The 26,609-nt window shown below is 51.1% G+C and carries 19 protein-coding genes and 7 tRNA genes; 3 read left to right on the top strand and 23 right to left on the bottom strand.

Annotated features, from left to right (window positions below):
* Positions 1–2: 2 nt before the first annotated feature.
* The 8 genes from AC1RVX_RS01245 to AC1RVX_RS01210 form a co-directional block, all read right to left on the bottom strand.
* Positions 3–78: transfer RNA gene (locus AC1RVX_RS01245), tRNA-Asn, on the bottom strand.
* A 65-nt stretch (positions 79–143) separates the two neighbouring features.
* A tRNA-Lys gene (locus AC1RVX_RS01240) sits at positions 144–217 on the bottom strand.
* A 79-nt stretch (positions 218–296) separates the two neighbouring features.
* Positions 297–372, bottom strand: a tRNA-Ala gene (locus AC1RVX_RS01235).
* 26 nt (positions 373–398) lie between these two features.
* Positions 399–475, bottom strand: a tRNA-Pro gene (locus tag AC1RVX_RS01230).
* Positions 476–502: 27 nt separating this feature from the next.
* Positions 503–578: transfer RNA gene (locus AC1RVX_RS01225), tRNA-Phe, on the bottom strand.
* Between the two features lie 5 nt (positions 579–583).
* Positions 584–659: transfer RNA gene (locus tag AC1RVX_RS01220), tRNA-Ala, on the bottom strand.
* A gap of 23 nt (positions 660–682) precedes the next feature.
* Positions 683–757, bottom strand: a tRNA-Glu gene (locus AC1RVX_RS01215).
* A gap of 537 nt (positions 758–1,294) precedes the next feature.
* Positions 1,295–1,540, bottom strand: coding sequence for a hypothetical protein (locus AC1RVX_RS01210; RefSeq protein WP_493214758.1), 246 nt, complete (start codon positions 1,538–1,540; stop codon positions 1,295–1,297).
* A 197-nt stretch (positions 1,541–1,737) separates the two neighbouring features.
* Here AC1RVX_RS01210 and AC1RVX_RS01205 point away from each other — a divergent pair, with 197 nt between their 5' ends.
* Positions 1,738–2,043, top strand: coding sequence for a helix-turn-helix domain-containing protein (locus AC1RVX_RS01205; RefSeq protein ID WP_493214757.1), 306 nt, complete (start codon positions 1,738–1,740; stop codon positions 2,041–2,043).
* A gap of 73 nt (positions 2,044–2,116) precedes the next feature.
* On the opposite strand, the gene AC1RVX_RS01200 is transcribed toward AC1RVX_RS01205, so the two are convergent.
* The 5 genes from AC1RVX_RS01200 to AC1RVX_RS01180 all read right to left on the bottom strand — a co-directional run bounded on the left by AC1RVX_RS01200 (position 2,117) and on the right by AC1RVX_RS01180 (position 9,832).
* Entirely contained in the window at positions 2,117–2,422 is a 306-nt protein-coding gene (locus AC1RVX_RS01200; RefSeq protein WP_493214756.1) for a high-potential iron-sulfur protein, read from the bottom strand.
* A gap of 179 nt (positions 2,423–2,601) precedes the next feature.
* Complete coding sequence (locus AC1RVX_RS01195) at positions 2,602–3,891, bottom strand: hypothetical protein (protein ID WP_493214755.1); 1,290 nt, start codon at positions 3,889–3,891, stop codon at positions 2,602–2,604.
* Positions 3,888–4,499, bottom strand: coding sequence for a sigma-70 family RNA polymerase sigma factor (locus AC1RVX_RS01190; protein WP_493214754.1), 612 nt, complete (start codon positions 4,497–4,499; stop codon positions 3,888–3,890). Before AC1RVX_RS01190 ends, AC1RVX_RS01195 begins: the two co-directional genes overlap by 4 nt.
* Before the next feature lie 143 nt (positions 4,500–4,642).
* Complete coding sequence (locus AC1RVX_RS01185; protein WP_493214753.1) at positions 4,643–9,001, bottom strand: MG2 domain-containing protein; 4,359 nt, start codon at positions 8,999–9,001, stop codon at positions 4,643–4,645.
* Between the two features lie 51 nt (positions 9,002–9,052).
* The gene (locus AC1RVX_RS01180) at positions 9,053–9,832 is read right to left on the bottom strand and encodes a hypothetical protein (protein WP_493214752.1); all 780 of its coding nucleotides are present in this window, start codon (positions 9,830–9,832) and stop codon (positions 9,053–9,055) included.
* A gap of 199 nt (positions 9,833–10,031) precedes the next feature.
* On the opposite strand from AC1RVX_RS01180, the gene AC1RVX_RS01175 reads away from it, so the two are divergent.
* Positions 10,032–10,733 (top strand): YceH family protein, encoded by a 702-nt coding sequence (locus AC1RVX_RS01175; protein WP_493214751.1) that lies wholly within the window; start codon positions 10,032–10,034, stop codon positions 10,731–10,733.
* Between the two features lie 135 nt (positions 10,734–10,868).
* Here the strand turns inward: AC1RVX_RS01175 and AC1RVX_RS01170 are convergent, their stop codons facing one another.
* Both AC1RVX_RS01170 and AC1RVX_RS01165 read right to left on the bottom strand, forming a co-directional pair.
* Positions 10,869–11,951 (bottom strand): TFIIB-type zinc ribbon-containing protein, encoded by a 1,083-nt coding sequence (locus AC1RVX_RS01170; protein ID WP_493214750.1) that lies wholly within the window; start codon positions 11,949–11,951, stop codon positions 10,869–10,871.
* Between the two features lie 74 nt (positions 11,952–12,025).
* Positions 12,026–13,183 (bottom strand): SPFH domain-containing protein, encoded by a 1,158-nt coding sequence (locus AC1RVX_RS01165; RefSeq protein ID WP_493214749.1) that lies wholly within the window; start codon positions 13,181–13,183, stop codon positions 12,026–12,028.
* 318 nt (positions 13,184–13,501) lie between these two features.
* Here AC1RVX_RS01165 and AC1RVX_RS01160 point away from each other — a divergent pair, with 318 nt between their 5' ends.
* Positions 13,502–14,302, top strand: a complete 801-nt coding sequence (locus tag AC1RVX_RS01160) for an HNH endonuclease (RefSeq protein ID WP_493214748.1) — start codon at positions 13,502–13,504, stop codon at positions 14,300–14,302.
* 639 nt (positions 14,303–14,941) lie between these two features.
* On the opposite strand, the gene AC1RVX_RS01155 is transcribed toward AC1RVX_RS01160, so the two are convergent.
* The 8 genes from AC1RVX_RS01155 to AC1RVX_RS01120 form a co-directional block, all read right to left on the bottom strand.
* Positions 14,942–16,183: a type II toxin-antitoxin system HipA family toxin gene (locus tag AC1RVX_RS01155; RefSeq protein ID WP_493214747.1), complete on the bottom strand. Its 1,242-nt coding sequence runs from the start codon at positions 16,181–16,183 to the stop codon at positions 14,942–14,944.
* Positions 16,180–16,497 carry a helix-turn-helix domain-containing protein gene (locus AC1RVX_RS01150; protein ID WP_186945968.1) on the bottom strand — a complete coding sequence of 106 codons (318 nt, stop codon included), beginning with the start codon at positions 16,495–16,497 and terminating at the stop codon, positions 16,180–16,182. Before AC1RVX_RS01150 ends, AC1RVX_RS01155 begins: the two co-directional genes overlap by 4 nt.
* A gap of 136 nt (positions 16,498–16,633) precedes the next feature.
* The gene (locus AC1RVX_RS01145) at positions 16,634–17,665 is read right to left on the bottom strand and encodes a hypothetical protein (RefSeq protein ID WP_493214746.1); all 1,032 of its coding nucleotides are present in this window, start codon (positions 17,663–17,665) and stop codon (positions 16,634–16,636) included.
* A 193-nt stretch (positions 17,666–17,858) separates the two neighbouring features.
* On the bottom strand, positions 17,859–19,217 hold the full coding sequence (locus AC1RVX_RS01140) for a sugar MFS transporter (protein WP_493214745.1): 1,359 nt from the start codon (positions 19,215–19,217) through the stop codon (positions 17,859–17,861).
* 480 nt (positions 19,218–19,697) lie between these two features.
* Positions 19,698–22,313, bottom strand: a complete 2,616-nt coding sequence (locus AC1RVX_RS01135) for a TonB-dependent receptor (protein WP_493214744.1) — start codon at positions 22,311–22,313, stop codon at positions 19,698–19,700.
* A 362-nt stretch (positions 22,314–22,675) separates the two neighbouring features.
* A complete protein-coding gene (locus AC1RVX_RS01130; RefSeq protein WP_493215148.1) occupies positions 22,676–23,899 on the bottom strand; it encodes an ABC transporter substrate-binding protein in 1,224 nt (407 codons plus the stop codon).
* 494 nt (positions 23,900–24,393) lie between these two features.
* Entirely contained in the window at positions 24,394–25,791 is a 1,398-nt protein-coding gene (locus AC1RVX_RS01125) for an ATP-binding protein (protein ID WP_493215147.1), read from the bottom strand.
* A 94-nt stretch (positions 25,792–25,885) separates the two neighbouring features.
* The gene (locus AC1RVX_RS01120) at positions 25,886–26,599 is read right to left on the bottom strand and encodes a response regulator (protein WP_493214743.1); all 714 of its coding nucleotides are present in this window, start codon (positions 26,597–26,599) and stop codon (positions 25,886–25,888) included.
* Positions 26,600–26,609: the final 10 nt, after the last annotated feature.

The raw sequence follows: 26,609 nt of genomic DNA, 5'->3' as shown, positions 1-26,609 counted from the left end.
ACTGGCTCCTCGACCTGGATTCGAACCAGGGACATGCGCATTAACAGTACGCCACTCTACCTGCTGAGTTATCGAGAAATTGAAATTTACGGCATGTACAAAACACCGATTAAAACGACTTCGCTTTAATCGAAATTCTGCGGTGGTCGGGATAGAGAGAATTGAACTCTCGCCGTTCGGTTAAAAGCCGAATGCTCTACCTTTGAGCTACATCCCGAGTGGTTTTATGGTTTGGCATCTTGCGATGCATGGTCTTTCGTTTCATGTGATGCCTCGATGATAGTATTGTTAAAAATTGGTGGAAGTGGACGGAATCGAACCGACGACATTCTGCGTGCAAAGCAGGCGCTCTCCCAACTGAGCTACACCCCCGTATTGGTTTTTTGTTTCATAAATAATGGTCGGAGTACGAGGATTTGAACCTCGGACCTTCTGCTCCCAAAGCAGTTGCGCTCCCGGGCTGCGCCATACTCCGATTGATGCTAACTGTGTTGATGTTGTTTGGTGCGTCCCCGTGGTAACGATCCACGCTCCCCGGTTTTTCAAACCGGTGCTTTCACCTGTTTAGCTTGAGACACAAAAATGGTGGAGATGGACGGAATCGAACCGACGACATTCTGCATGCAAAGCAGGCGCTCTCCCAACTGAGCTACATCCCCGTATTGGTTGCTGTTAAAAAAGATGGAGTCTTTGAGCGGAATCGAACCGCCATTCGCTGATAGAAAGTCAGCTGTTCTGACCTTTAGACGGCAAAGACATCGTTAGGACTTACGCAAAATCGCCCTGGCTGCGTTGCAGCTCCTCTCCTAGGAGCCGCGTACTAAAGTACTGTCGTCGTCGCTGGCGGTGTAGTCGGGGTTTCAGACAATAAATTGTCTGCCGACGTAACGAATCTCCCTTACAAGGGAGGTTTCCTAAAGCGATAGCCTTGCCAGGACGACTTCGCGTAAGTCCTAATCATGAAAAAAACCTCAGAATCAATGGAATCTAAAGTCGCTTTCATCATGAAACGGGCGCAGGGATTCTTACCCTTGTGAACGGTCAAAGTTCACACCACCCTGGTATCCACTCTCATTCCACAGGCATGTGAGGATGCCTGTGGAATAAGCTTGAATAATACTTCCCAAATTGTTAAAGAAATTCCATGGTCCGGTGTTGTCCGGTCACGACCGCTTGCACGGGTTTAACTGCTGTGATCTGCGTTGTGCGGATCAATAAAAGAAAAACAAAAAACAAAAAAGCCCGGAGCTGTTGAAGGCATCCGGGCTTTTCAGCGCTGGGGTCAGGGAGCGGCTTAACTTGCTCCTGTGACCTCAAGGGTTGCCCCTCGTATGCTTGTTTGTATAAACCATGTATCTTGTTGATTCATGGGGCTGACATCATTGAACATTTCACTATCGGCATGTGCTGGCGATGTGAAGAATGGAATCGTATTGCGGGAAGCTTTCTTCGCCGTGGCTTTGCTGGCCGTGGCCGATGCCCGGGCTTGCGCATTGAAGCGCAGGCTTGGTATCAGTTGTTGGAGCAAAGTTGTTTTCACGATCATTCCTAAAAGAGTTGGTGCTAATGTGGGTGTTAATGGGTATTGCTTAGTCGATGGATGTATCTTGCCATAGCTTTTTGAATAAAACAAGCATGGCATGACGAATTTAATGAAATATTTGATGTATTTTTGCGACAGGTGCAATATTTCTTCGTTTATTGCTATGATGCGCGCCTTCGAAGTGAGGTTCGGACATGCACACCATACCAACAGTTTTACCTGAAATAGCCCCAGGCCAACAACGTATCAGGGTCGTATTGCGACTACGCGAATTAATGGCAGAACACAAAATTCGTTCTGTCTCTGCCCTGCATCGCATACTGATCGGCAAGAAAGTCACCGTATCGCATTCACAGTTATTGCGCGTCGTCGATAACAAGGCAGATCACTGGAAAGTGGAATTTTTGTCTGCCTTTATTGAGGTGTTTCAATGTAGTGAAAGTGAGCTGTTCAAGATTGAACGCTATGTGGAAACTGAGGGGTTTGCTGGTAATACCTGAATGCGACGTGAAGCCTGATGCAGTGTTGAATGCGCCTGCTCAGGTATCAAGCGCAGGTATCAAAGTCCATACATCAACCCCATACGTCGCACCAGCCTTCTTCTTTCACCAGCTTGCCGGGGAAAATGCCGCAGGCACCCCAGCCGTTGTGCTTGTCTTCATACAACTGGCAGCTGCCGCATTTTTGCGTGTCCTTGAATTCCGGGAAGCGCTTTACGTCTACCTTGGCGGCATTTTCCACATAGGCATGTTGTTTGGCTTCTTTTTCATCTTCTTTTAATGGCACTTCATCTGCACCGTGACCAGGCAGGGCGCACAAGGCAAGGCCAGCACCAACCATATGCATGACAAATATTCTGCGCTGTTTGTTTGAGTTCATTGTTGAGCCTTTTATCTAAGACAGTCTGCCCGTCAGTGTAACTCTGTTTGGAATTGCAAGCACAACGTTGACTTGCAATCTGAACGCTAATCAGATGTCATAACAGAATTTTCATTCAATCGGATTATTGCAGGCAAAATCAGGCAGTTTCCTGGCTATTGACCCGAACTCACTTCACCTCATTTTTGCAAATTCTCAATTTGCTTTTGCAGGGACTTATCCACTACATAATCTGGATAGGCAGTGCGGAACTTGTTCCATTCTTCCAGCGCCTCTTTGTTTTGTTTTGCCTTGATCAGTTTGCCTATCTTGGCTAATCGCAACTGGGCATCTGGCAACGTTGCTGCACCGGGTGGTGTCCATTCCGCAGGTGGTGCAGCGGCTGCTGACGCAGGCGTCACGGCGCTGCTATTGTCGGCAAGATGGGTTTCAGCTAGTGACTTGACGGCTGCCACGGGCGGCACACTGACCGGTGCTGCGCTTTTTGCCATGCGCATGTCCATGCTTGCTGGTGGCGCAGCTGGTTTGGCTTCTGCTTCACTCGCTCTTGAATATTGCCGGGGTGCTTCTTCTTTCATGGCGATTGAACCACTGGCAAATGCACGCACCCCGCGGTCAGCTTGTCCACCAGCCGCCTGCTTTTCGTCCGGTGCTGCATTCGCTGCCATTTTGGCGATGGCTGAAACATCGGCAGCGGATACGGTGGCTGTTGGCGCAGTTGGAATAGCTCGCCTTAATGCTTCAGGTGATGCTGTCGCCACAATCACTGGTTCTGCAGCAACAGGGGCGGCAGCAGGGGCAGTGACAGCAGGGGCAGCAGCAGGCGGTGCGGCAGCAACTTGTACGGTCGGCTCTGGCTGGTTCATGGCGATTACCGTAGTGTCCTGGTCCGCAGGGCGTGACTTGGCTTTGGCGCTGATTACGGGTTTGGCCGGCGATTGTGCCGGGATGTTTGCTGGCACACTATCCATTTTGGCAACTGGCGCGGTTGCCGTTGCCTTGCGCTCTTCTGGTTGCGGCAGAACTTCATTTTTGGCAAGCTGTGGGTATTCTTCCTGCTGATGTTTTTGCAGTAGAACAAAAGGCATCGCCAGTAAAACACTGGCAGCCAAACCAAGTGGAATTTTCCAGCGCCATAAAAATGAAGGCTTGTGCGGCGACGCATCAGGGTTTTGCACATCATTGGCTGCTGCCGCTGCTGACAGAGGTGGCTGGGGTGATTGCGGAGCAAGAATAGCAGCTTGCATCATGGGCACTTCCGACGCAGCCATTTTCGCCTGTGGTATCAGCGCTGCTTCGGCATCGGCCAGTATTGCTGCATCCAGTTCGGCGGAAGGCGCTTCTTGTGGCAGCTCATGTAGCAGTTCTTGCAGCAAGTCGGCAAGCGCACCTTTGCCTTGCAGGAATTCTTCAAATTCGGCGTCCTGCATAGGGTCAATATCGTTGATGTCGGTATCTCTGGAAGTCATGCTGGCTCACCTTGCTTCGTTTGGCTATGCAATTGGGAGCGCAATTTTTGCATGGCATAGCGTAATCTGCTTTTGACCGTCTCCACAGGTACTGCAGTGATGGCTGCAATTTCTTCGAGGCTGAGTCCGTTAAACTGTTGCAAGACCAGCGCCTCTTTCTGGTCATTGGGCAAAACCCGTATGGCTGCATGCAGCCTGTCAGCTTGCTGTTTTTTTTCCAGCGCTGCTTCTGGCGACAGTGCATCTTGATTAGCGTGTGTGGCACGTGCGGCATTTTCGACGGCATCATTGTCGAGCGCATCGCTCTGTTCATCGTCACCAACCAAAAAAATTTCTTTTTGCCGCAACAGATCGATCAGGCGGTTGCGTGCAATCTGGTACAGATAGGTACGAAAACCTGCCAGTGGCGTGTAGTGGGGGCGGGCGGTATGCAAGGCTGCCCAGCTGTCCTGCACAATTTCATCCACCCATTCACGGCGTGGCGAACGCCAGCTGATAAACCGGTACAGGCCATTGCTGTGACGCTGATACAGCTCACGAAAGGCTTGCAGGTCGCCTTCGCAATACAGCAGCATCAGTGCTTCGTCGGTTTGTGGGGTGGGAATCATGCCGTCTAGTTTAACGGATATTCCCCCGCTTATCGCAGATTTTGCATGCCCTGCGATTGAAAATTCTGAGCTTGTATGTACGACGTTCCACACTACCTGACACCACCAATGTGATGTCAGGTAGCGGGGTTTGCTGCATCGCCTTAAGGCGTGATGCGTATGCTCATTGGAGCTGTCCACGTTTTATCCGTGTCGTTGTAATACAGGTAGGCGGACGAAGCCGGGCTGATATAGGTGCCCGGCACGGTTGCCACCAGATCAATCGCCAGTTTGCGCACTTCGCCCGGCTTCATGTCACGGAAGTAAAGTATCACTTCACGTGCGCGGGTTTCAAAGAAGGCGATTTGACCTTTTTCGTGCATTTCCTTCAATTGCCAGTTTTGGAAAGTCAGGCCACCGGGCAAGCCCAGACGTACCAGGCTCATGGGTTGGCCAATCTGGGTTTTATTGCTGACGATGGCATCCAGGCGCACGGTTTCACCCATCTTCATGTCAGCCTTGGCCAGACTGGTATTCAGGTTGATGACCGCTTCTTTCGACGAAGCAGGTTCGGTGCTGCGGTATTCAACAGCAATCGAATACGGCAGGGCTTCACTGCTTGTTGACTTCAGGCTGATGCTATGTTTGCCCGGTGTCAGCAAGTCATCAATGTCGTTGAACATGACGGCTTCGCGTCTGCCGGCTTCGTAACTTTGTTCACGTACCACGACACCATCTATCAACAGACTGATCTTGCCGGCTGTGGGGGCAATGCGGGTCGCATTGTCAAAGGCAATCATGGCCTTCAGTGCCAGCACGGTTGCCTGGGTGGCACCCCACTGGCCAAAGCCGCTGCGATTGTTTTGCAGCCAGTCTATCCCTTTCCGTGCCTGTTCCAGATGGCCGCCCGCTTTCAACATGCTCAATATCGCCAGCGACGTGGTTTCTATCTGCAAATTGCTGCCGCCACTGCGGGTGATGGAATGGTCTGCATTGGTCCATGCACCGGATGCTGTCTGCATCGCTGCCAGTTTATCCACCGCAGCCTGACGTGTCTTGTCTGAGACGATAGTAGCACTGCCTTTTTCCAGCATGGCACCAGTGGCCAGTGCCAGTTGATAGGCATCCTGTGTGCGTTCTGCCAGTTTGACTGAACGGGCAATTTCTTTGTCCAGACCGGTTTCACCTGCCGATACCAGCGCCCAGGTGATATAGGCATCGGTGACTTCTGGTGCGGCACTGCCAAAACTGTCCAGTGCCTTGGGATCGCGCTGGTAACCGCCGTTACCGTCACGCCTGGATTTCAACCATGCCGCAGTACGTTCCAGCATGGCCCGGTCAACAGAGCCATAGATAGGTTTCATGTCGGCAAATTCCAGCAAGCCATAAGCGGTTAAGGCTTCATGCCCTGGGTCACCACCAAACCATTCGTAACCTTTTTTCGGTGATTCAAATCCAGCCAGCTTCTTATAACCGCTGTCGAGCAACTTGCCAGTGCGTTCCAGCAAAGCAGAATCCGCCACGTCATGCTGCTTCAAGTATTGCATGATCATCACGTTGGGGTAATTGGTGGAGGATGTCTGTTCGAAACAGCCATTCGGTTCACGCAGCATGCCTTCCAGACCCGATATCATGGTTGACAGTGACGACGTGTACACTTTGATGCTTGCCTGCGCGCTGCCCTTGCTGGCTTTGCTCAGATCAAGCTCATGGCTGGCCTGCCCCTTGATTTGCCCGGATTTCTCGAACAGTTGTGGAAAGCCAGGCGCCGCCACCGGTATGCTGCGCAAGATTTCATCTTTCAAACCTGCTGCAGTGGCAGACAGATGTACTTCCGACTGTCCACGCATACCAGTCACTTCCACCGGTATGAACAGGCTCTTGCGCTGGCCCGCTGCCAACACTTCTGACAGCTTGCCATTGCTTGCTTTACCTGTTCCATCTGCTGCCTTCAGCATGGCACCAAAACTGCTGTCCATGGACACAGGCATCGATTGTTCACTTTCATTTGTCAGCGTTACCGGGATCAGAGGATGATCACCAGCTGATATTTCCAGCGGCAGTTTGGCGGACAATGAAAACGGTAGTGAAGACTTGATGACAGTCTCATTGCGCCCAGCTAGCCCGGTCGCAGACTGACCGGCAGCCGAACCCACACCCTCAGTAGAAACACGGAAAGAAGTCACCGCATCAGACAAGAAAAATTTCAGGCTGGCCTTGCCTTGCTTATCGGTCTTGATAGATGGTGCCCACATGATGGTTTCACGGTAATCGTCACGCGGGCCATCATGGCTGGCCTGGTTGGCTTGATAAAGCGGCGTCGGGAACACGCGCACAGGTGCCAGCGTCATTGGTTCAGGTTCAAAGCGGTTTGCCATTTTCGTTGCCGCCCGCGCAAAGTCCTTGTCTACCAGTTCCTTTGTCATCACATCACCAACTACTACTCTTTGTTCGGGAAGCATGATTATTGGCCGTGCCATCTCTGCTGCAGGTGCGGCACGTGGTTGGTCCACAACAGCAAGTTTCTCCTCTTTGAGCTTGGCAGGTGCAGGCATTTGTGCGAATGCCATGGCTTGCTTTTCTGCTGCAAAATTTTTCAGGCCAGGTGGCGGTGCCATTACGGCAGGCGGGCTGGGAAGTGGAGCTAGCATCTTCAGTTCCTCAGGCATTTTCAACTTCCGCAGATTCGCCAATCCGGGGGCTGCAAGGGCACCTCCGCGCGGGTAATAACCATTGACGACCGGCACCCAGTCAAAGCGGCGATAGCCCCGCGTACCCATCAGCATATCCAGTGCCAATGCACTTTTCTCTTCACTCAGATCCATGTAGAAATTGGGTTCTTCCACCTTGCCCGGCAATTCTGATTCCAGCAACAGGCGCGACAGCAAGTTAGCGCTCTTGTCGTCAGCAAAAGACAAGACCGTATCATCGACTACCGCCAGTGCCAGTTTGGCAGCAATGGGTTTGCCGCTGACATCCTTTGTGGTGATGGACAGTGCCACCTGGCCGCGTGGGGCATAGGTCTTCTTGTCTGTTTCTACCTTGATATCCAGCCGGTTGCGGCGGTTGCGAAACACCAGTCTTTCTGCCAGTGGGTTCAGTGCCTGATCAAATACCGTAACCCGGGCAATGCCAGCCGCATTGCGGATGGCTGCATCACCGGCCCGCAAATAGATGACGGCAGGCTTGTCGGGGCCAGCTTCAATGGCACCCACATCAAACAGGTTTTCACGCACGGTTGCTGCCACTACCACCTTTTGTTTTTCTGAACATTGCACGGCGACCCGCAAGTCTTTTTCCTGGCCATCCAGGTCATCATAACTGTGCAGCACACAGCCGCTTTCTTCGGCCAGCGGCAGGGTATAGGTTTCTGTCACTGTATCGGGTTTGCTGATTTCGGCGTGATAACTGCGGCCAGTGGCCGGGGTAAAGGTAATAATACGGCCCAAGCCGTTCTTATACGTCGCAAAACGCGCCACGGTATTGCCTTGGTCATCTACCAGACGGCCTTCGACATCGGCAGGCTTGCCCAATCTGTTCTTGGCTTCAAAATACAAACGGGTAGGCAGACCAGCCACCATTTTTCCGCCTTCGGGGAAGAAAGACAGTGCCAGTTTTTTCTGTAATATTGGTATGGATTTTGAAATCGATTCGGTAATGCCGCCATCTTCCACCAGTATCGTCAACAAGCCGTCACCTGTATCTATCTTCTTTGGCAGATCAAACTTGACCAGTGCATCACCCTCGCTATTTGTTGTGGTCTTGACGCGCGGCAGTTCTATACCATCCACTGTAATGACGGCGGTGATCTGTTTGTTTGCCAGTACCTCGCCAGTGGGGCGTTTGACTTCTACCGTAGCGCTGACTTGCTCACCCGCGCCATACGATTTTTTGATAAATTCCAACTTCTTTTTCATGCGCGGTGCTTCATACGCCGACACAATGATGGCGCGCTCGGCTTTTTGCCCATCCGCACTGGTGGTACGCAAGGTATATTCGCCCCCTTGTGCATCTGGGGGAATTTCAAAATCATTGGTGGCCGTGCCAGCCACAACTGCCACATTCTTTTTCAAGACCGTGGCACCCTTGGGCGAAATCAGTTCTACCAGGGTTTGAGATTGGTCGGTGCCCGTCAGCGTGCGTGCTTTTAAATCCCAGGTCTTGAACCAGATGGTTTCACCCGGTTTGTACAAAGGCTTGTCCACTTGCACATACATCCGGTGGCCAATCTGGTATTCAAAATAACCGTTGATCAGTTCTGGCAGTTCTTTGCTACGCACCGTGTTGTCGCGTTTGGCCGCATCAGGTGCAGCTTCTGCTGCCAGCGCTGGTAGCACATCATTTTTTCTTTTTGCGGTGGTACTGCCTGTGCTGTCTTTGCCGTCAATACTATCCGCAAGCAGCAAATCCTTATCTTTTTTTGTGGCATCTGCCCCTGTATGTTCTGCTGCCTGATCTGTCATATTGGTCAATTGGCAGCCGCCAAGTATCAGGGCTAATAAAAGTGCGCTGGGCTTTTTCACGATGGGTATCCTTATGTGGAATGGTTTTTTTGCGGATGGTATAAGGCGCAATTACTCTGGGTCAGGTACAAAGCCGCCGGGGAAGGGTTCAGGTCGTTCATGGCGGCTACGCGGGATAATGCCGCGTGCCACAAGATGAGCATAAGTATCGTATTGAATGCTGATGATTTCATTTGGCGTTACCGTGGCACGACGAAAATCCGTAGACCTGACAGCACTGGGCAGGCGTTCCCCATGACCGGTGCCTATTCTTGAATCAGCCAGTTCTGCCCCTTCTGCACGCTTTGCCATGCTACCTGCAATCGCAGGGGCAGGGGCGGGTGCCTCTGCCTTCGCTGTAGCGGCAGAATTGCGTGAATACTCTTCTTGTCTGATGACTACAGGCTCAACATATTCACGGAACAGGGCAACACCTATCACACCAACATTGTCAGGGCGGCCAGTGCGGGCCGCATATGAATCCGGTAATTGCGAAAAATAAAACGCCGCCACTTCATCCATATTCTTGCGCCAGCCTTTCACTTCCATGGTTTGCCAGGTGTTCAGCACATAGCCTGCTTGTGCCGGCGAGGCAGTGCTGCCGGTCAATACATTGATGCCATCGACGGACAGTACAGACAGAATTCTTTCATCCGTCTTGTTCCTGATTTCTATCGCATAGCGGTCACCGGGCCTGCCAGCGACATAATTCACACCCTGATGACGCCAGATGGGCAGGCGTTCGCCTGTGGCCTGATTGATGATGCTGATGGCAGCCAGTTGCCCGGCGCTGGCTATGGGGGCCAGCAAGGCCATGATCAGCATTGCCACGATGGATATCCAGGTTTTCATGTCTACTCCAAAAAATGAGGGTCTTATTCATTAAACGGAGCGGCGAAAGAAACGGGGTTAAGGTTTCTGAAAAATATTTGCAAGAGGTCAAAAATCAGTTTTCTCGCGTTGAATGTCACATTTTCAATTTTTAAGGATAATATGAGTCAAATCCAGAAAAAGCGGCTTACCAGCCGCAGCAACAACGACAGGAATCAGCATGAACACAGAAAACACCGCCGGATCAGGCAGCCCCGCATCAGCAGATGCCCAGTTTTTAGATGAAGTTGAAGTGCGCGTACTGGGTGCTCTGGCCGAAAAAGAAGCGGCTACCCCAGACAATTACCCCATGTCATTGAACGCCCTGGTGAATGCCTGTAACCAGCTCACCAGCCGCGACCCCGTCATGTCCGTGACCGAAGCCGAAGTGCTGGAAGCCATAGACAGGCTGGCCGCCAAAAAGCTGGTCAATGCCATCCACCAGGCCGGTGCCCGCGTCGCCAAGTATGAACACCGCATGCGCATCAAATGGATGCTGGACCAGCCCAAGGTGGCTGTACTGACCATACTCATGCTGCGCGGTTTCCAGACCGCAGGCGAAATCCGCAGCCGCGTTGGCCGCCTGCATGAATTTGCCACCGTAGCAGAAGTGGAAAAATGCCTCGATTACCTCATCGATAAATACCCACCCCTGGTTGCCCGTCTGGCCCTGACCCCCGGCACCAAAGAGCCACGCTACGCCCACCTGCTGTCCTGCGATGAAGAAAGCCTGGACCAGGCAGAAGCCAGCCACCCCGTCAACGCAGGCAGTGGTTCAAAAGGCGACAGAGTCAGCCAGTTGGAAGCAGAAGTCGCGAAACTGAAGCAACAAGTCAGTGATTTAAGCCTGCAGTTTGCGGAGTTTAAGAAGCAGTTTGAATAGACAGCTACAAGACCAAAAAGCTCACCACAGAGGCACGGAGACACAGAGGAACCACAGAGCAACAGAGGAAATTCGCCGCTGAATGAACTTCTCTCAGTGCTTCCTCTGTGTCTCTGTGTTGAGAGGTTTTCCTGCTTATTTATGCCCCAGCATAATCAACACCCCAACCACAATCACACCCAGCAACACCGCCCCGGCAATCTTCCATGCTGAATACGGACGTTCACCCTGAACCTCACCGGTCTGGCCGTTCACCAAAAAGCGGTAAGTTTTGTCACCGTATTTGTAAGAAGACAGCCAAATCGGCAGCAGAATGTGCTTGAAGCTGATATTGGAATAGCGTGGTTGCATGGCGATGATGCGCTGGTGGTCGCCGCCAATGTCGCGGCAGATGGCATTGCGGATTTCACCTTCCATCTTGCCCTGTGCATCAACAAAGCCCGGTTCCAGACCAACCTGATACGCTTCTACCGTGAAGCCGGATACATAATCGTCGCGATAGCCCTGCAATTTATCCAGACGCCACGGCGCCAGGTTTTCTGCATACGAAGTGGGCAGGGTTTTTGAACCCACCACCAGGACATCATCAAATGACACCTGTACCGCGCCCACGGCGGGATACCAGTTGGTTCTGACGACTTGCCGGGTCTTGGTTTCGCCGTTTTCTGTATAGGTTTCTGTTTCTGTGTAATCGACACCGCGCTGGCCCTGATACGTAGTGTCGCTGTTGGCATCATAGGTCCAGTAAGGGGTGTAAATACCCTTGAGACCACGTTCTGCGCGGTAGGCACGTTTCAACGCATTGGGGGCAAACCACAAGTCTGTTACCCAGTTGGTAAACTTCGAACGTGCTTCCGATTCCTTGATGTCAAACGGTGCAATCGCCTTTGGCCGGATCTTGCGTGCGGCATAGGCATTCGCTGCTATCAGCGGCACCGAACAAAACGGACATCGGTCAGACACCAGATTGGCTGCCAGTTGCGATTCTGCCCCGCAACCTGTGCATTTCACATTCTGGCTGGCGAGCATGGGCTCATTGCCTGCCTGGTTGGCCAGATAGGACTGGTAATCCAGTTCTTCTACTGCCGCAACCGTGGCTTCCTGATCTTCAGGGATAGCGTTCTTGCTGCCGCAATACGGGCATTGCAGGGCGTGTTGGCCAGGCGCGTATTCCAGCTTGGCACCGCATGAATTACAGGGGTAGGTTTTTGTCGTCACAGGTGATGGTTCCAGAACAAAACAGAAATGGCGTCGCCTCCATCCGGGTGCGACGCCGCATCATAAGGCAGGTTTTATTGTGGTGGCAGTGGTGGTGGCATGGCCGCAAACAGGCCAGACAGGTCCGCCTGTTCACCGGCCTTGCCCCAGGCCGCCATACCCTGACGCCATACCAGGCTGTCACGCGTCAGGCTGCCGCCGGCAACGTGCGATTGCAGCCCAGGCAAATCAAACGGCCCAGTCTGCGCACCGTTTTGTGCGACAAAGTATTGCACTGCTGTCGGCAAAGGTGGTGGCATGGCACCACCAGCCGCAGCAGGTGCAGATACCGGGCTGGCAGCAGGCGCTGCTGCTGGTTGTGGATTATTGCCAAACATTGTACCCATGCTCTGGCTTAACATGCCGCCTACGCCTACACCCATCATGGCACCTGCCATGCCGGGGTTTTGTGCCGCATCACGCAAAGCCTGTGCGCCCTGGTACTGGGCAAACTGATTCATGTTGCCTATCACGCGCATTGCGCCTTGCTGGTCTATGGCTTTTTCCACTTCTTCCGGCAAGCCTATGTCCTGCACCTGCACTTCGCACAGTTCCAGACCATATTGCACAAAGTCAGCGGCAATCTTTTCCTGTATGCGCTTGCCCACTTCGGTGACCTTGGATTCCAGATCAATCACCGGCACGCCAATTTCAGGCATCACTTCCTTGATACGCATGCCTATCTTGCCGCGCAGGTTTTCTTCTATATCCTGCGTGGTAAAGTCAGCCTTGGTGCCCACCAGTTCAGACAGCATGGCCTTGGCATCAACGATGCGTATGCCATAAATACCAAAGGCAGTCACACGCACCACACCAAATTCAGGGTCGCGCATGGTGGCCGGGCCAGCCGTGCCCCATTTCAGGTTGGTAAAGCGGGTGGTCTTGAAGAAATACACTTCCGCCTTGAAAGGGCTGTTAAAGCCATACTTCCAGCCCTTGAGCGTACTCAGCAAAGGCATGTTTTCAGTCGACAAGTCATACATGCCAGGCATGAAGACATCTGCCACCTGGCCCTTGCCCATCTGGCCTTCATTGACCATCACGGCAATCTGCCCCTCGCGCACCGTCAGCTTGGCGCCCATCTTGATTTCGTTCTGATAGCGCTCAAAGCGATGCACCATCACATCGGGACTGTCATCCAGCCATTCGACAATATCGATAAATTCATTGCTGAGCTTATTCCACAGACCCATAGTCTTCTCCAAAAACAAAATTCTTGCAGGATGCTGGCAGGCAATTCTATTGATAGCGGCCAGCAGCTATTCGGCGAACAAGTGTGGATAATCAAAATCCACCAGCGCATTCGGCGTAGGCGAAGTATTGCTGAATTGGTACATTATCACAAGGGTGGGGAGGGGATTTTGTGGTGTAAGCGTTTATAAATGTTAGTTGTTTGAAATGCATGTATGTCGCATTTCACTAAATGATGAGAAGACATATCATTTTGACCAGGATATTATGAAGGGCATTAAAGACATTCAATTCCTTTTTGAACGCAGAAAGTATTGCCAATGGCAGAGAAATCCAATAATTGGACACGTGAGCAACTCCTGATTGCTTTCAATTTGTATTGTCAGCTCCCGTTTGGGAAATTTCATAGTCGAAATCCGGAAATAGTCACCTTTGCCAGCCTGATAGGTAGAACCCCCTCTGCACTAGCCATGAAACTGGTGAATATTGCAAGTCTTGATCCTGTTATTACAGATTCCGGACGTAGCGGGTTGGTCGGTGCTTCCAAGTTAGATCGAGCCATGTGGGAAGAAATGCAGGCTGATTGGAATACTTTTGCCATTTCTAGCCAGGCAGCAGTTGATGCATTATTGACGGCAAATCAGGTAAATGTTTCGGATGATGATTTTGATGATGACATCACTAGCGCTAATACATCAATTGATTATTCGGGTAATAGTAAACGGGTTGAGACTGAGGTCCGCATCGGCCAGCACTTTTTCCGTCGCGCAGTTTTAAGTGCCTATGCTGGGCGCTGTTGTATTACCGGATTAGCTTATCCCAGTCTATTGGTGGCAAGTCATATCGTGCCATGGCGTTCCAACAAAACTAATAGGCTTAATCCAAGCAACGGTCTTTGTCTTTCAATGTTGCACGATAAGGCTTTCGATAAAGGCTTACTCACGGTAGATACAGAATACAAAATCAAGATTTCACCAGCAGCTAGTCAACTTGCTGATAATCCATTTGCTTCGGAGTGGATACTCGGGTTGGAAGGGAAGCAGATCGCCATGCCGGAAAAATTTAGCCCTTCAATGGAGTTTCTAGTTTGGCACAACGAGCATGTTTTTCTGCAGAATTAATTATTCTTTAAGCTTTCTATTTTCACTTAAAAATGAATATCCGATTTTCTTACTTATATCGCGATGCTGGAAATTTCAAAAATTTCGGTGAGGCGATTTTCTCTAATCCTAATGGATTGTCGCTAGAGGTCTTAACCGCAAGAGTGAAATTAGCATTGCTTGATGAGATGTACTTCGATGCCTATGCGGTTCGATTGCCTGAGCTATTTTTGAAGACTATGACGATGAACTTGATCATGACTGGCACGAGTTTGAATTGTTGGCTTATGTGGAAGCCAACTCGAAAATACCCACAACAAATTCAATAGAAGATTTTATTTTACGCTTGGAAATGAATAAGTTGGAATGATGGCCGTCACTAGAATTACCTTTCGGTGCGAGGGTTGTCTGAAGTGAGGTTTTCATAAATCGCTTCCGTCTCTGGACTACGTGAATTCAGGGTTTCAACATTTTTTATCATTTTAATGGTCTATGTTGAAACCATTTATTTATCAAAGACTTACGTCGCTACATTTCATCAGAGATAATGGAAGAAATTTTCTTATACAGAATTTCGTCATTTAAACTATATTTCTGTGCAGAACGCTAGGAGAAGGTATGTCTGCGGCTAGACGAGGTTAGAAAACTTATCGGGTTACGTTAAACATGTAATCTTGAGCGATTCAACTCAATAGCCTTACCCACCATTACCAATGTTTTTCTTGAGATAGGCAAATCCCGTGCGGCATTCTTGAAATCAGCCGCAGTAATTAAATCCAGCACTTCATCAATCATGTGCAGCGCCTCTTTTTCTTTCAGCCCACCGTCTTGCGCCACTTTCAAAATATGTGCCTGCGTTGGTGATTTTCCTTCGCCAGCAATGTCCATGAAATGTTCGCCACGGTAGCCCGGACAATAAGTCAGGTCGTAAGGTGGGGCGAGTTCCCATTCATTATTTTTGTTGAGCAGGTAGGACAGGTTTTTTGCGTGATCGTCGCGGTTGTTCATCAATACGTTGAAGACGCAGCGCTGTAAGGCTTTTTTTAGTTCCCGTGCATCCCTTGTCAGTCTGCGGGTGGCGCGCATGAATTCGCTGTAGCCCAAGGCGGGTATTTGAAAGTTGACGTGTAATAAGCCAGCCAGTGAATGAACGTGGAGACCTTGTTCACGGTCGCGATCAAAACGTTTGGTGCCGAATGCTGTCATGCCATCGGGTAATTCAAAGAATTGTGTGTCGCTCATACCCAAGCCGCATTTGCGTGCTAGCCGGGCGTACAGTTCTTCCAGTGCGCAACTGTCGTTGGCATCTTCTTTTGCGGGGAATTTGATCAGCCAGGCCTCTGCGTCAGGCATATATTCGGTGCTCATCTGCCTTGTTGCAGGTTTGTAATAGACCAGGGCTTTGGGGCGTGCGCCGCCGGGTGATCCGCCTGCTTTTGCCAGTTCGTCCAAAACCTCGTGGCTATCGTTTGCCTCCAATGCCCGCATTTCTTTTGCAAGCTCGATTAATGTCAGGTCTGTGATTTCCAGATTGTTTTCGCTGCCTGGCTCATAGGTCAATGCGCCCATGGTGTTGTCACCGAGATAGGCGAGTCTGTCGAGTACTGAGACGGTGTCGGTATCTATGCCTTTGGCTTTCATGCGACGGTTCATCAGCTGGAAGCCCCAACTATCAGGCAAGGAGTCATAGATTAATCCGGGCACTCGCATGATGGGCAGGTAATCGGCCTGTTTGTCGGGATAAGCGTTTACTCGTAGGGGCAGGCGTATGGGGGATAGTTGCAGACCACGTGCAATGGCGACAGGTGAATACTGGAACAGGATGTTACGACCATCGTCGGCCAGTGTTCCCAGCCAAAGCGATTCGCCACGCGCTTGGTAGTTAACTTTAAGCTCTTTCATGCCGAGCTTTTGGTTTTGCGATATGCCCGCTGCCTGGCCTGTACAGCAGATTTTGCCCGCATATCTTCTATGCTATTGGTTTGCGGTGTCAGCACGGTTTGTAAATCTGGTGTCGCATTTAAAGATTCAAGTATGCGGACAAAGTTAGTCAGCGTACATTTGCCTGTGCGTTCAAAACTACTGACTGTTTGCGCCGAGACGCCTATGCGTTGCGCCAATTCTTCCACGCTGATGTTCAAAAGCAAACGCCGCTCACGCGCTCGTTCGCCCAGTTCTACACAAATCTCATCAGGTAAGAGTAAAGAGAAATCCATTGGTTTTCTGTAGATTAGGGTTAGTTAATCTAACTTTCCAATAGAATTATACTAGTTATGGTCGTGTATAAGGTGGTTTTTTAGATCGAATTGATCAGTGGAAAATTGTATTATGAGTAACTATTAATCGTAACCCCTAAGCCACCCGCATTTCCCCAAAATTTTGCGCAAATTCATCCAGGTATTGCTGGTAAGGCCCCAGGTCTACGGCTTGCATTTTGACTAGCAAAGCCTGTCCTTCCTTGTTGCGACGCAGTTGCTGGTAGGCGCGTAGGAGGTTCAGGCCGGCCATGGGGTCGTGGCGGTCTGGCTGATAGATGGGGGCGATCAGTTCAATGATGTTGGTGAGGTGGCCGTGGCTGCCCAGCGCGCCGGATATGCTGGCCAGGGCGCTGGCGTCAAACAGTTTTGCGTTCAATACCTTTTGGTAGAGGTTGACAGCGGTTTCTGGCTGGTTTTGTTCCAGATAGTATTGCGCCAGCACCAGTTGCGCGCGCCAGGTCTGGGGCAGGGCGCAGACGGTGTGCAGGGCATTGACGTAGGCGATGTCGCCATGTTGTTCGCGTTCTATGGCCAGCCACCACATCAGGCCGTTTTCCAGATTGGGGGCGGCTTGCACGGCTTCCCACAAGATGTCTTTGGCCGCTGCTTCGTTGCCGGTTTCCCATATGACCTTGGCCAGATTGGTCAGCAGGGTGCCGGTGGCCCCCACTTTTTGCATGCCGGCTTTCAGCGTTGCTTCGGCTTCTTGCAGCCTACCGTTTTCCAGCAAGACGATGCCGTGCACGGTATAACCGCGTTCGGCAATGGTATCGATGGCTAGCAGGCGTTCTGCTGCAGGTACCAGGTCTTTGGCAAAGCCGTCATTCAGCGCTGTCATGATGACGTGGTACAGGGCATCGGAGTCATTCGCTTTTTCTGCGATGCTGGGCAACAAAACTTTTTCACGCCATTCATTACGCGGCACCATGACCTGGCGGCCTTGCGCGTCATATGTGGTAATCGGTTCGCCATCTTCTACGCTAACCGGTGTAGCTGCCGTGGTGTTGGCAGTGGTTGATTTTACCTTTGTAGTCGCAGATGGTTTTGCCGCTGTTGATGTGGGTTCCGGCTTAGATTGGTCGGACGATTTGCTATTGCTAAACACAGACAGAAGGCGTTTGAACATGGTAACTGAATATTCAATATTGACAGTTCATTATGCCTGCCAGATGTTTTGATGCAAGAAATTATGTGCAAATAAATTACCGAAGTTGTAACAATTTCCGCAGGCTAACTAAGATAGTTTTGGCCATCTGCCTTGCTTGTCTTGGGCAGATAGCCAGATATGAACGGTGTTCAACAACACAGCGACCGGCACATTAACCCGCCTGATCCACACTCTCCAGATTTGCTGAAGCGGCACCCCAGCTGCGCAGTTTATGTCCCTTCACCGCATACATGAAAATCATCAGGTAGCAGGGCAACATGACCCAATAGGCATGTTGTGAATTGGCTGCATCCGAAATTCTTCCGTACAGCATGGGCAGCAGGGCACCACCGGCAATACCCATGATCAACAGGGCAGAACCGGCTGCTGTATATTTACCCAAGTCTTGCAAGGCAAGCGGCCAGATGGATGGCCAGACCAGGGCATTGGCCAGACCCAGCATGGCCAGGAACATGACAGTATTTGGTACTGCAGGCACACCAGCCCAGCCAAGCAATAAATGTGAGATACCAGTGTCTGTTGCCGATGCGGTAGCCACACCAAAGGTGAACAGAATACCGCAGACGCCCGACAGCAGCAATGCTGTTTTCTGTGTCATCAGTTTGGGGATGGTGGTTGCACCCACGATATAGCCCAGCACCATGAAGCCCATGGTGTAAGAGGTCAGCACCGCATAATTGTGCACGCCCAGGTTACGGCCATACAGGCCTATAGTGTCACCAGCGATGACTTCCACACCTACATAAGAAAACAGCGACAGGGCACCCAGCACCAGTTGCGGAAATTGCAGTACGCCCCATTTTTTGACAGCGGGTTCGGTGCTGTCCTGTTCCGTGCTGAGTTCTGGCAGCGAAGAAAAATGCACGATCACCATTACCACCAGCAAGCCAGCCGCCATGATGGCGTAGGGATATACCAGACGTGAAGACAGTTCTGCACGCAAGGCCAATCTGCCGCTGTAATCAAGGGCTGCCAGTGCGCTGTCGGAATATTTTTCTATACCGGATAAAATCAATGCAGAAAATACCAGCGGCACCACGATGCCCGCGCCTTTGTTGAACAGCCCCATGATGCTGATGCGCATGGCGGCGCTTTCGCGTGAGCCTATGCAGACAATGTAGGGGTTGATGGCCGTCTGCATCAGCGTCATGCCTGTTGCCAGCGTGAACAGGGCCAGTAAAAAGAAGCCGTAAAAGCTGGACTTGGCCGCCGGGATAAACAGCAGCGCACCCAGCGCCATAATGCCCAGGCCCAGCGTCATGCCATTCTTGTAGCCGGTGCGGCTGAGTATGGCTGCCGACGGCAGGGCCATGACGGTGTAGGCAATATAAAAGGCAAATGTTACCCACAGTGCCTGGAAGTTGTTGAGGTCGCAGACTATCTTCAGGAAGGGGATCAGCGAACCATTAAGCCAGGTGGCAAAGCCCAGGATAAAGAATAAAAGGCCGATAAAAAACATGGCAATTACCACGTCTTTCGTTGATCCTGCCGTTTGATCATGGTTATTCATGAGGGGTTCCAAACATATTTAAAATTATTGCAGTCATCTTGAGCAAACCTTTAGAGTAGGATTTACGCAAAACCGCCCCAGCTGCGTTGCAGCTCCTAGCCGTACTATTCGTACTGTCTTCGTCGCTACGGTGCAGTCGGGGTTTCAGACAACATGTTGTCTGCCGACATAACGAACATCCCCTGCAAGGGATGTTTCCTAAAAGCGATAAGCCTTGCTGGGACAATTTTGCGTAAGCCCTATAGAGGCTGTTGCAAAATTAAGATGGCTAGTGCCCCGACTAGGCGCGCCGACGCAGACGGCATTTTAGTATGGTAAGAAGGCACAACAACGCCAGGTTGATTTTGCAACAAGCTTTTAGTAAATGAACTTTAGCAGCCATTGACTATGCTTTGTGCAAAAAAACCTCCCCTTGTTGCTCATACGGGGAGGCTCTTCCGCCGCTCTGATCTGAATTGCTTCAGATCATCATGGTAAAGATCAAAACTTGGCTCTGACGCCCAGGCTGTAACGTGCGCCGTTTTCATATACACCGACTGGCAGGCCATCTGTGGTGTTGGTGCGTATCACAGAATTAGTCAGGTTGACTGCAGTGGCGAACAGGCTGATTTTTGGAGTGATATCCCAATTCGCCGTGGCATCCCACTGGCCATAGGCGCTGGTGACATCCTGGCCACCTTCATCCAGACCGCCGTAAGACTTGGAACGGTAGTTATATGACAGGCGGAAGCTGATACCGTTCTTTTCATAATAACCGCTGGCATTCAACTGATTGCGTGAATTGCCGATCACATTCAGTTTTTGTCCACCAGCGATGGAACCTGCCTTGGCATCCGTAAAGGTGTAATTCACGATTGCGCCAAAGCCATTGCCAAAAGCTTGCTGCCATTGCAGTTCCAGACCATTGATGACGGCACCGTTGTCAGCATTGTGCGGGCGGGTGACCGGGCGCATCACGCCAGCAACATTTTCTTGTGCTGTTGAGGTGTAGATGAAGGTATCCAGACGTTTGGTGAACAGTGTCGCAGACAACATCGATGCGTCAGCAAAATACCATTCTGCCCCTATCTCTGCCTGGTCGGCGTGATAAGGTTTAAGCAAAGGGTTGCCAGCAGTGGCGGCATTGGTGGTGCCGCTGACCTCGGTACTGGCACTAAGGTCGCTGTAGGTGTTACGTGCCATCACGCGGGCTACTGCACCACGCAATACCAGGTCTTTGCGCAAGTCATACACGGCGTTAAGGCTGGGTAATACATCGTTATAGGTCCGTGTAGTGCTGCCTATGACATAGTTGCCATTACCGGTCAGGTCTTGATATGCTTCTGAGGTTTGCTCGGTCTTGACCAGGCGCACACCGAAATCACCACGCCATTTGTCGATCGCATAATCTGCTTTGACGTAAGCGGCTGTGATTTTTTCCTGTATCTTGTAATACTCACCTTTGGCTTCGTTGTAGACCATGCCCTTGTCATACATGGCAAAGCCTTTGCTGGCGGCCAGTGCATCATTGACCCACGCATATTGTGTGAGTGAACCGGCAGTGGCTGCAGCCTGGCTCAACAAAGGTGAAGGGCCAGTGGACAAATCAGCCAGACTGAAAGATTGCCAGCCAACGCTACCGGGGCCATCCGTACCTATGGTGCGGTGATTTTGCACGGTACTGTCACGGTATTTCAAACCAAATTTGATATCCTTGATGAAAGAGCCTGTCAGGTCCAGCGTCATGTCACCCTGCACATAGTTTTCTTTGCTTTCCATCTTGCGTATCCAGTCACGCGCGCTTTGCAGCGTGAGCTTGGTTGGGTCCAGCGGGTTCATGTCAAGGTAAGACACTTCATAGGTATCCGGCGCGATATTCACCGTGGCGCGGGTATTGCCAGTGAACCAGAAATTGCGGTCATGCGTGCTGCCACCTTCGGCAGAGGTTGCGCCTGCCTGTCCATGCAATTTCCAGCCATCGCCTTCATAATTGCCTTCCAGATCCAGTACCTTGGATTTGATATAAGCTTGACGATAGATAGGTTCAAACGATACGCCGGTAGTTGGGCCGACGGTACCGCCGACCACGGCCTTGGTACCGTCAGAGGTAGTGATGAAGCGTGGATTCGTGATATGGATAACATTATTGCTGTCCGCAAGGCCACCTATCTGCCACAGGTAGTTCTGGTTATTATTGTCCATGTTCATGTCTGAATTGATGTAATTCAGAGACACGTCACTGTCACGGTTAGGCTTGATTTGCAGCGTGACATTGCCAGTGGTGCGTTCACGGTCCTGGCGGAAAATTGCTGAACCGCCACCCCAGGATGCGTAGGCATTGGGTGTTGCAACATTGTTTTGATCGACGATGGTGTACTTGGTGGAATCGGTAAAGTTTTCCAGGCCATCACGGCGCATGGTGCGTTTTTGTTTGCTCAGCGACAGCAAGATACCCAGCGTGCTTTCATCATTTTTCCAATTCACCAGACCAGAAATTTGTGGATCAGTTTTCTTGGGCAACTCGGAATAAGTCGCTTCCAGCGAGAATTGTGCAGTCAGCGGTGCCTTGAATTGCAGGGGCTTGCGGGTCTTGACATTGACCAGACCGCCGATACTGCCTTCATCCAGATCCGCCGACGGGCTCTTGTACACATCCAGGCTGCCTACCAGTTCAGAAGGCAGGATGTCATAGTTAAAACCACGACTTTGGGAATCGTTTTTCCACCAGTAAGCAGAGGCTACCGACTGGCCATTCAATTGTGTCATGTTCAGGCTTTTATCGGTGCCGCGCACGAAAATATCGCGGCCTTCACCCCAGGTACGGTCAACAGAAATACCCGGCACACGTTGCAGCGAATCGGCCACGTTCTTGTCCGGAAACTTGCCCAGGTCTTCAGAATTGACACTATCAACAATGTTTTGAGAATCACGTTTACCAGCCAGATTCTTTTTTAACGTGTCACGTATACCGCGTACCTCAACAGATTGTGCACCTGGCGTGTCTGGTGTTGCCTGCGCTGCTTCATCTGCTGCATATGCAGCTTCAAAAGCAGTTGTGCTCAGCACGAGGGCGATCAATTGTGGTAGCAGTTTCTTCTTGAATACGGGCTTGGTCATGTAAGTCTCCTCTGGATATGTGGCTAAATGGCTAGGGATTTAAATACGAGGCTGCTGAAAACGTAAACTGGGTTTGGTGTGTTGTCTTGATATTTTATTTTTGTAAGGCGTCCTGAAAAACGATTTCCATCTTCTTAAGGAATGCAGTAAGCGAGGTAGAAGAAGTGGTGTCGTTATTGCTAAAGAATTGCCTGCCTACTTGCACTCTCCGTTTTTAAAATAGGTAAAAGGTTTTTACTTTTCATTTTTAGTTCATTCATCTGGTATTGCCATACTCACCTGTATTGCATGCCACATCTGTGGGTAAAAAAACCGACGCCACGCCGGGCGTCGGAAAGTCATACGACTTGGGGGAGGTATGATTATTTACGCAGAGATTTGTATGAAGCCAATAAACCATTCTGTATTCTTGTAGCTGCATCCTTGCCTGATAAATTGCCGTTCAACACATCAGCGTTCACGTTCCATAATTCCTGTTCCAGGCTGGGCTGGCCACGGTTCAATATTTGCGCATTCACCCTGATGCTGGATTCGCAAGTCGTGCGCCATTCCATCATTTGTTTGCCTATTGGGTCGCGCACCGAAATCAAATGATTTGACAGTGAAAAGAAACCGGTAGCACGGTTGGTATACAAGTCTGCAAATTCTTGTGAGCCCAGCCATTCCAGAAACTTGTAGGCGTCTTCCTTGTTCCTGGATTTTTTGTTGATGCCTATACCTATGTCCATGTGATCAAGGATGTAGCATTTGTCACCTGCGACCCGCACTGGTGGTGCAAAAACCCCAAACTCCAGCCCTGTCACCTGATTGAAATAAGAAATATCCCAGGACCCGACTGGGTACACCGCCGCACGGCCAGACGCAAACTGATGCTGGCTATCGCTATAGCTCTGGGTGCTGGCAGCATTAGGCAGATAGGCACTCAGTTTTTTTTCGTAATCAAACACGCCTACAAAGGCGGCATCGGTAAATTTGGCTTTGCCATTGATTAATGCCTTGCGACCGCTTTCACCGCGCCAGTAATTCGGGCCTATGCTGGTAAACAGGGTTTGCGTTGCTTCCCATTTTTCTGCCGTGCCCAGTGCCAGCGGTATATAGGTGCCATTCTTTTTGATGGTGTCCAGCACGTTTAAAAATTCAGCTTCTGTTTTTGGGGGCTGAAGATTGAGTTTCTTGAAAATCTTTTTGTTATACAAAAAACCGTGTATCACCGATGCTACCGGCATGCAGAACGTCGTCTTGGCATCATCACTTTGCCAGGCCAGCAACGCAGTGGCTTCAAAATGTTCCATGCCGGGTTTGCCATCCAGTTTTTCCAGATAGCCCTTGCTGTACAAAGTCTGCGACACATCAAATGGCCGGCACGCTACCAGATCACCCGCCGTACCGCTACCAAAACGCGTCAGTAAGCTGCTGTCGTATTCAGTTGGCGCAGTGGGCGAAAATTTGATGTCTATGCCAGGATGGCTTTTGCCAAATGCTGGTATCAATACTGTTTCCCACAAAGCCTTGTCATCCACGCGCCAGCTTTCCATGACGAGCGTACCTGCATTCGCAGTACCCATCACGGCGGTGGCGCATAACATGGCGATGTTGAAAATGCGTTTCAAGAGAAATCCTGTTGAGAATATTGGTACGACAAAACTGTCTTTGCTTCATCGCAGCGATTCAGCTGTGTCACCTGCAAACAATTCGATATAAATGAATTACTTGTTGAAGCTGATACTAGCAATGCGATGAATGTAATGCCACTTGCCTATCTGTTTGTTGCTGGATTCGCCAAGTGATTGATTTTATTGAGATGTTTATGTGGCGCTGATCTGTGTCGCTTACAAATCCTTACCCTGCCTGGCCGCGATATGGCTGTTTGCCGGGGACAATGTGGCTTGCTTGTTTTCAGATTCCTGAGGTGCAGTAACCTTACTTAAGAATTCCTTACAAAACTTTACAAAAGTCTGGATAAGGGTGTTGTGAATTGCACAGAAAGACGACAAACAGACAGCGGACAGGCATCAGACAACAAGGCGGTTGTCTGATACCGGGTTGAATTCGTGGAGGGAAAGAACGATGAAACGCCTGATCAGGCAATGTGCTGGCTGGGCAGGCTAATGATGGCTTTCAGCCCGCCTTCAGGATGATTCTCCAGCGTCAGCGTACCGCCATGCGCTTCGATGACGCTACGTGCTATGCCCAAACCCAGGCCCATGCCACCTTCGTTTTGTTCGCGTCCGTGCACCAGCCGCACATAAGGATCAAACAGATTGGGTAAGGCATCTTCCGGCACGCCGGGGCCGTGGTCGCGTACTTCGATGATGACACTGTCAGCCATGGCTTGCACGCTGATTTCGGCGCGTTCACCATAGTACAGGGCGTTGTCGAGCAAATTGCCGATGGCGCGTTTCAGTGCCAATGGCTTGGCGTACACCGAGACGCCGGATTCTTCAAACACCACATTGTGCTTGGCCAGATGGGCGCTGCGTACCAACCGCCTGATCAAGGGATCGAGTTTGACCTCGGTCGGGTTTTCATGGATGTCACTGTCCTTGACGAATTGCAGCGCACCTTTGACCATCATGTCCAGGTCATCCAGGTCTTCTTCAAATTCGGCACGTAAGACATCATCGTCCAGCAGTTCTGAACGCAGCTTCAGCCGTGTGATGGGGGTACGCAAATCATGTGAAATCGAAATGAACAGGCGTTCGCGGTCTTCCAGATAACCCTGTATGCGCTGGCGCATGGCGCTAAAGGCACGTGCCGTGTTGATGAATTCGCGGCTGCCGGTTTCTGGCAGATCAGGCATGTGTTCACCCTTGCCAAAGGCTTCGGCCGCATCTGACAAAGCCGCCAGTGGGCGAGTGATCCAGCGCACCACCATGATGGATAACAGCAATACCGCCGCCAATGACAAGCCCTGTAACACCAGGCGATCAAACGACAGCGGGTCAATCCCTTTTAAGAAATAGGGGTTGGGCATCAGGGCTGCCAGGTATAGCCAGTTGCCCGGTTCCAGCTCGGTCTGTATCACCAGTACGGGTGCCGGTTCGGGCTTGATCAGCAAGATGTGCTGCACCCAGCTTTCGGGCAGGTCGATGATGCGAGTGCCATCGGCAGAGGTGGTCAACTGATCGGGCCAGGCAAAGGCGACTTTAAATTCCGGATATTGTGGCAGGTCGGTTTTTAATGTATTCGTAATCTTGCCCAGCACGGTCTGCGCCAATGCATGCGGCTCAATTTCGGTGATGGGTACGACGGCATTATTTGCCTGTACAAAAAAGCGGGTGCCACCCATTTCGCGAAATTGCTGTATCAGCACGGTACGATAATTGGGGGGCAGGCTGCGGAAGAAACGTATCGCGCTGGAAGCACTGTGCGCCAGGTATTGTGATGCCGTGGTGGCTTCGATCTCCGCCTTGGCGCGCTGTTGCGTAGTCCAGATGGCGCTGCCTACCAGTTGCGTCAGCAGTACACCAAATACCATCACCAGCGACAGCCGCCCCAGCAGCGATTGCGGCAACCAGTGCCAGCGCCGCCCTCTGTGCAGTGCTTTGCTGCTGATTAGTTCGTTCCTGGACTCAGGCACTGGCAATGCTCACGTCAGCAGAAAACACATAACCGGCACCGCGCACGGTCTTGATCAGGCTGGGTTGTTTGCTATCATCTTTCAGCAACAGACGCAGGCGGCTGATTTGCACATCCAGTGAACGGTCCAGCGGCCCCGCATCGCGGCCACGGGTTTCTTCTGACAAGACATTGCGGTCCAGTACATCGCCGGGGTGTTCCACAAAATATTTCAGCAATTGATAATCCAGCCCGGTCAGTGCTACCACTTCACCTTCACTATCCGTGACCTTGCGTTCCACCAAATCCAGCGTGAAACCGACAAAGCGGTAATAGCGAGGTGCTGCCGACACCTCCATGGCAGTGCGCCGCAAGATGGCCTTGATGCGTGCCAGCAGTTCACGCGGGTTATAGGGCTTGGCGATATAGTCATCCGCCCCCAGTTCCAGCCCGACTATGCGGTCGGTGTCGTCAGAACTGGCGGTCAGCATGATGATGGGCACATTAGAGCGCTGGCGCACTACCTTGCACAGCGCAAAGCCATCTGTATCCGGCAACATCACGTCCAGTATCACCAGCGACAAGTGGTTCATCTGGCTGTTGAATTCAGTGATGAAACTTTCGCCGTTATGTGACAGGATGACTTCGTACTGGTTTTTTTCAAGATATGCTTTCAGTAATACGCGCGTTTTCTGGTCGTCATCCACTATCAATATTTTTCGCGTCATCTTGTCTACC

The sequence above is a fragment of the Undibacterium sp. GW821-FHT11B02 genome (assembly GCF_058808955.1).
The sequence above is the reverse complement of the archived record's forward strand: the minus strand, read 5'-3'. Positions and strand labels throughout refer to the sequence as shown.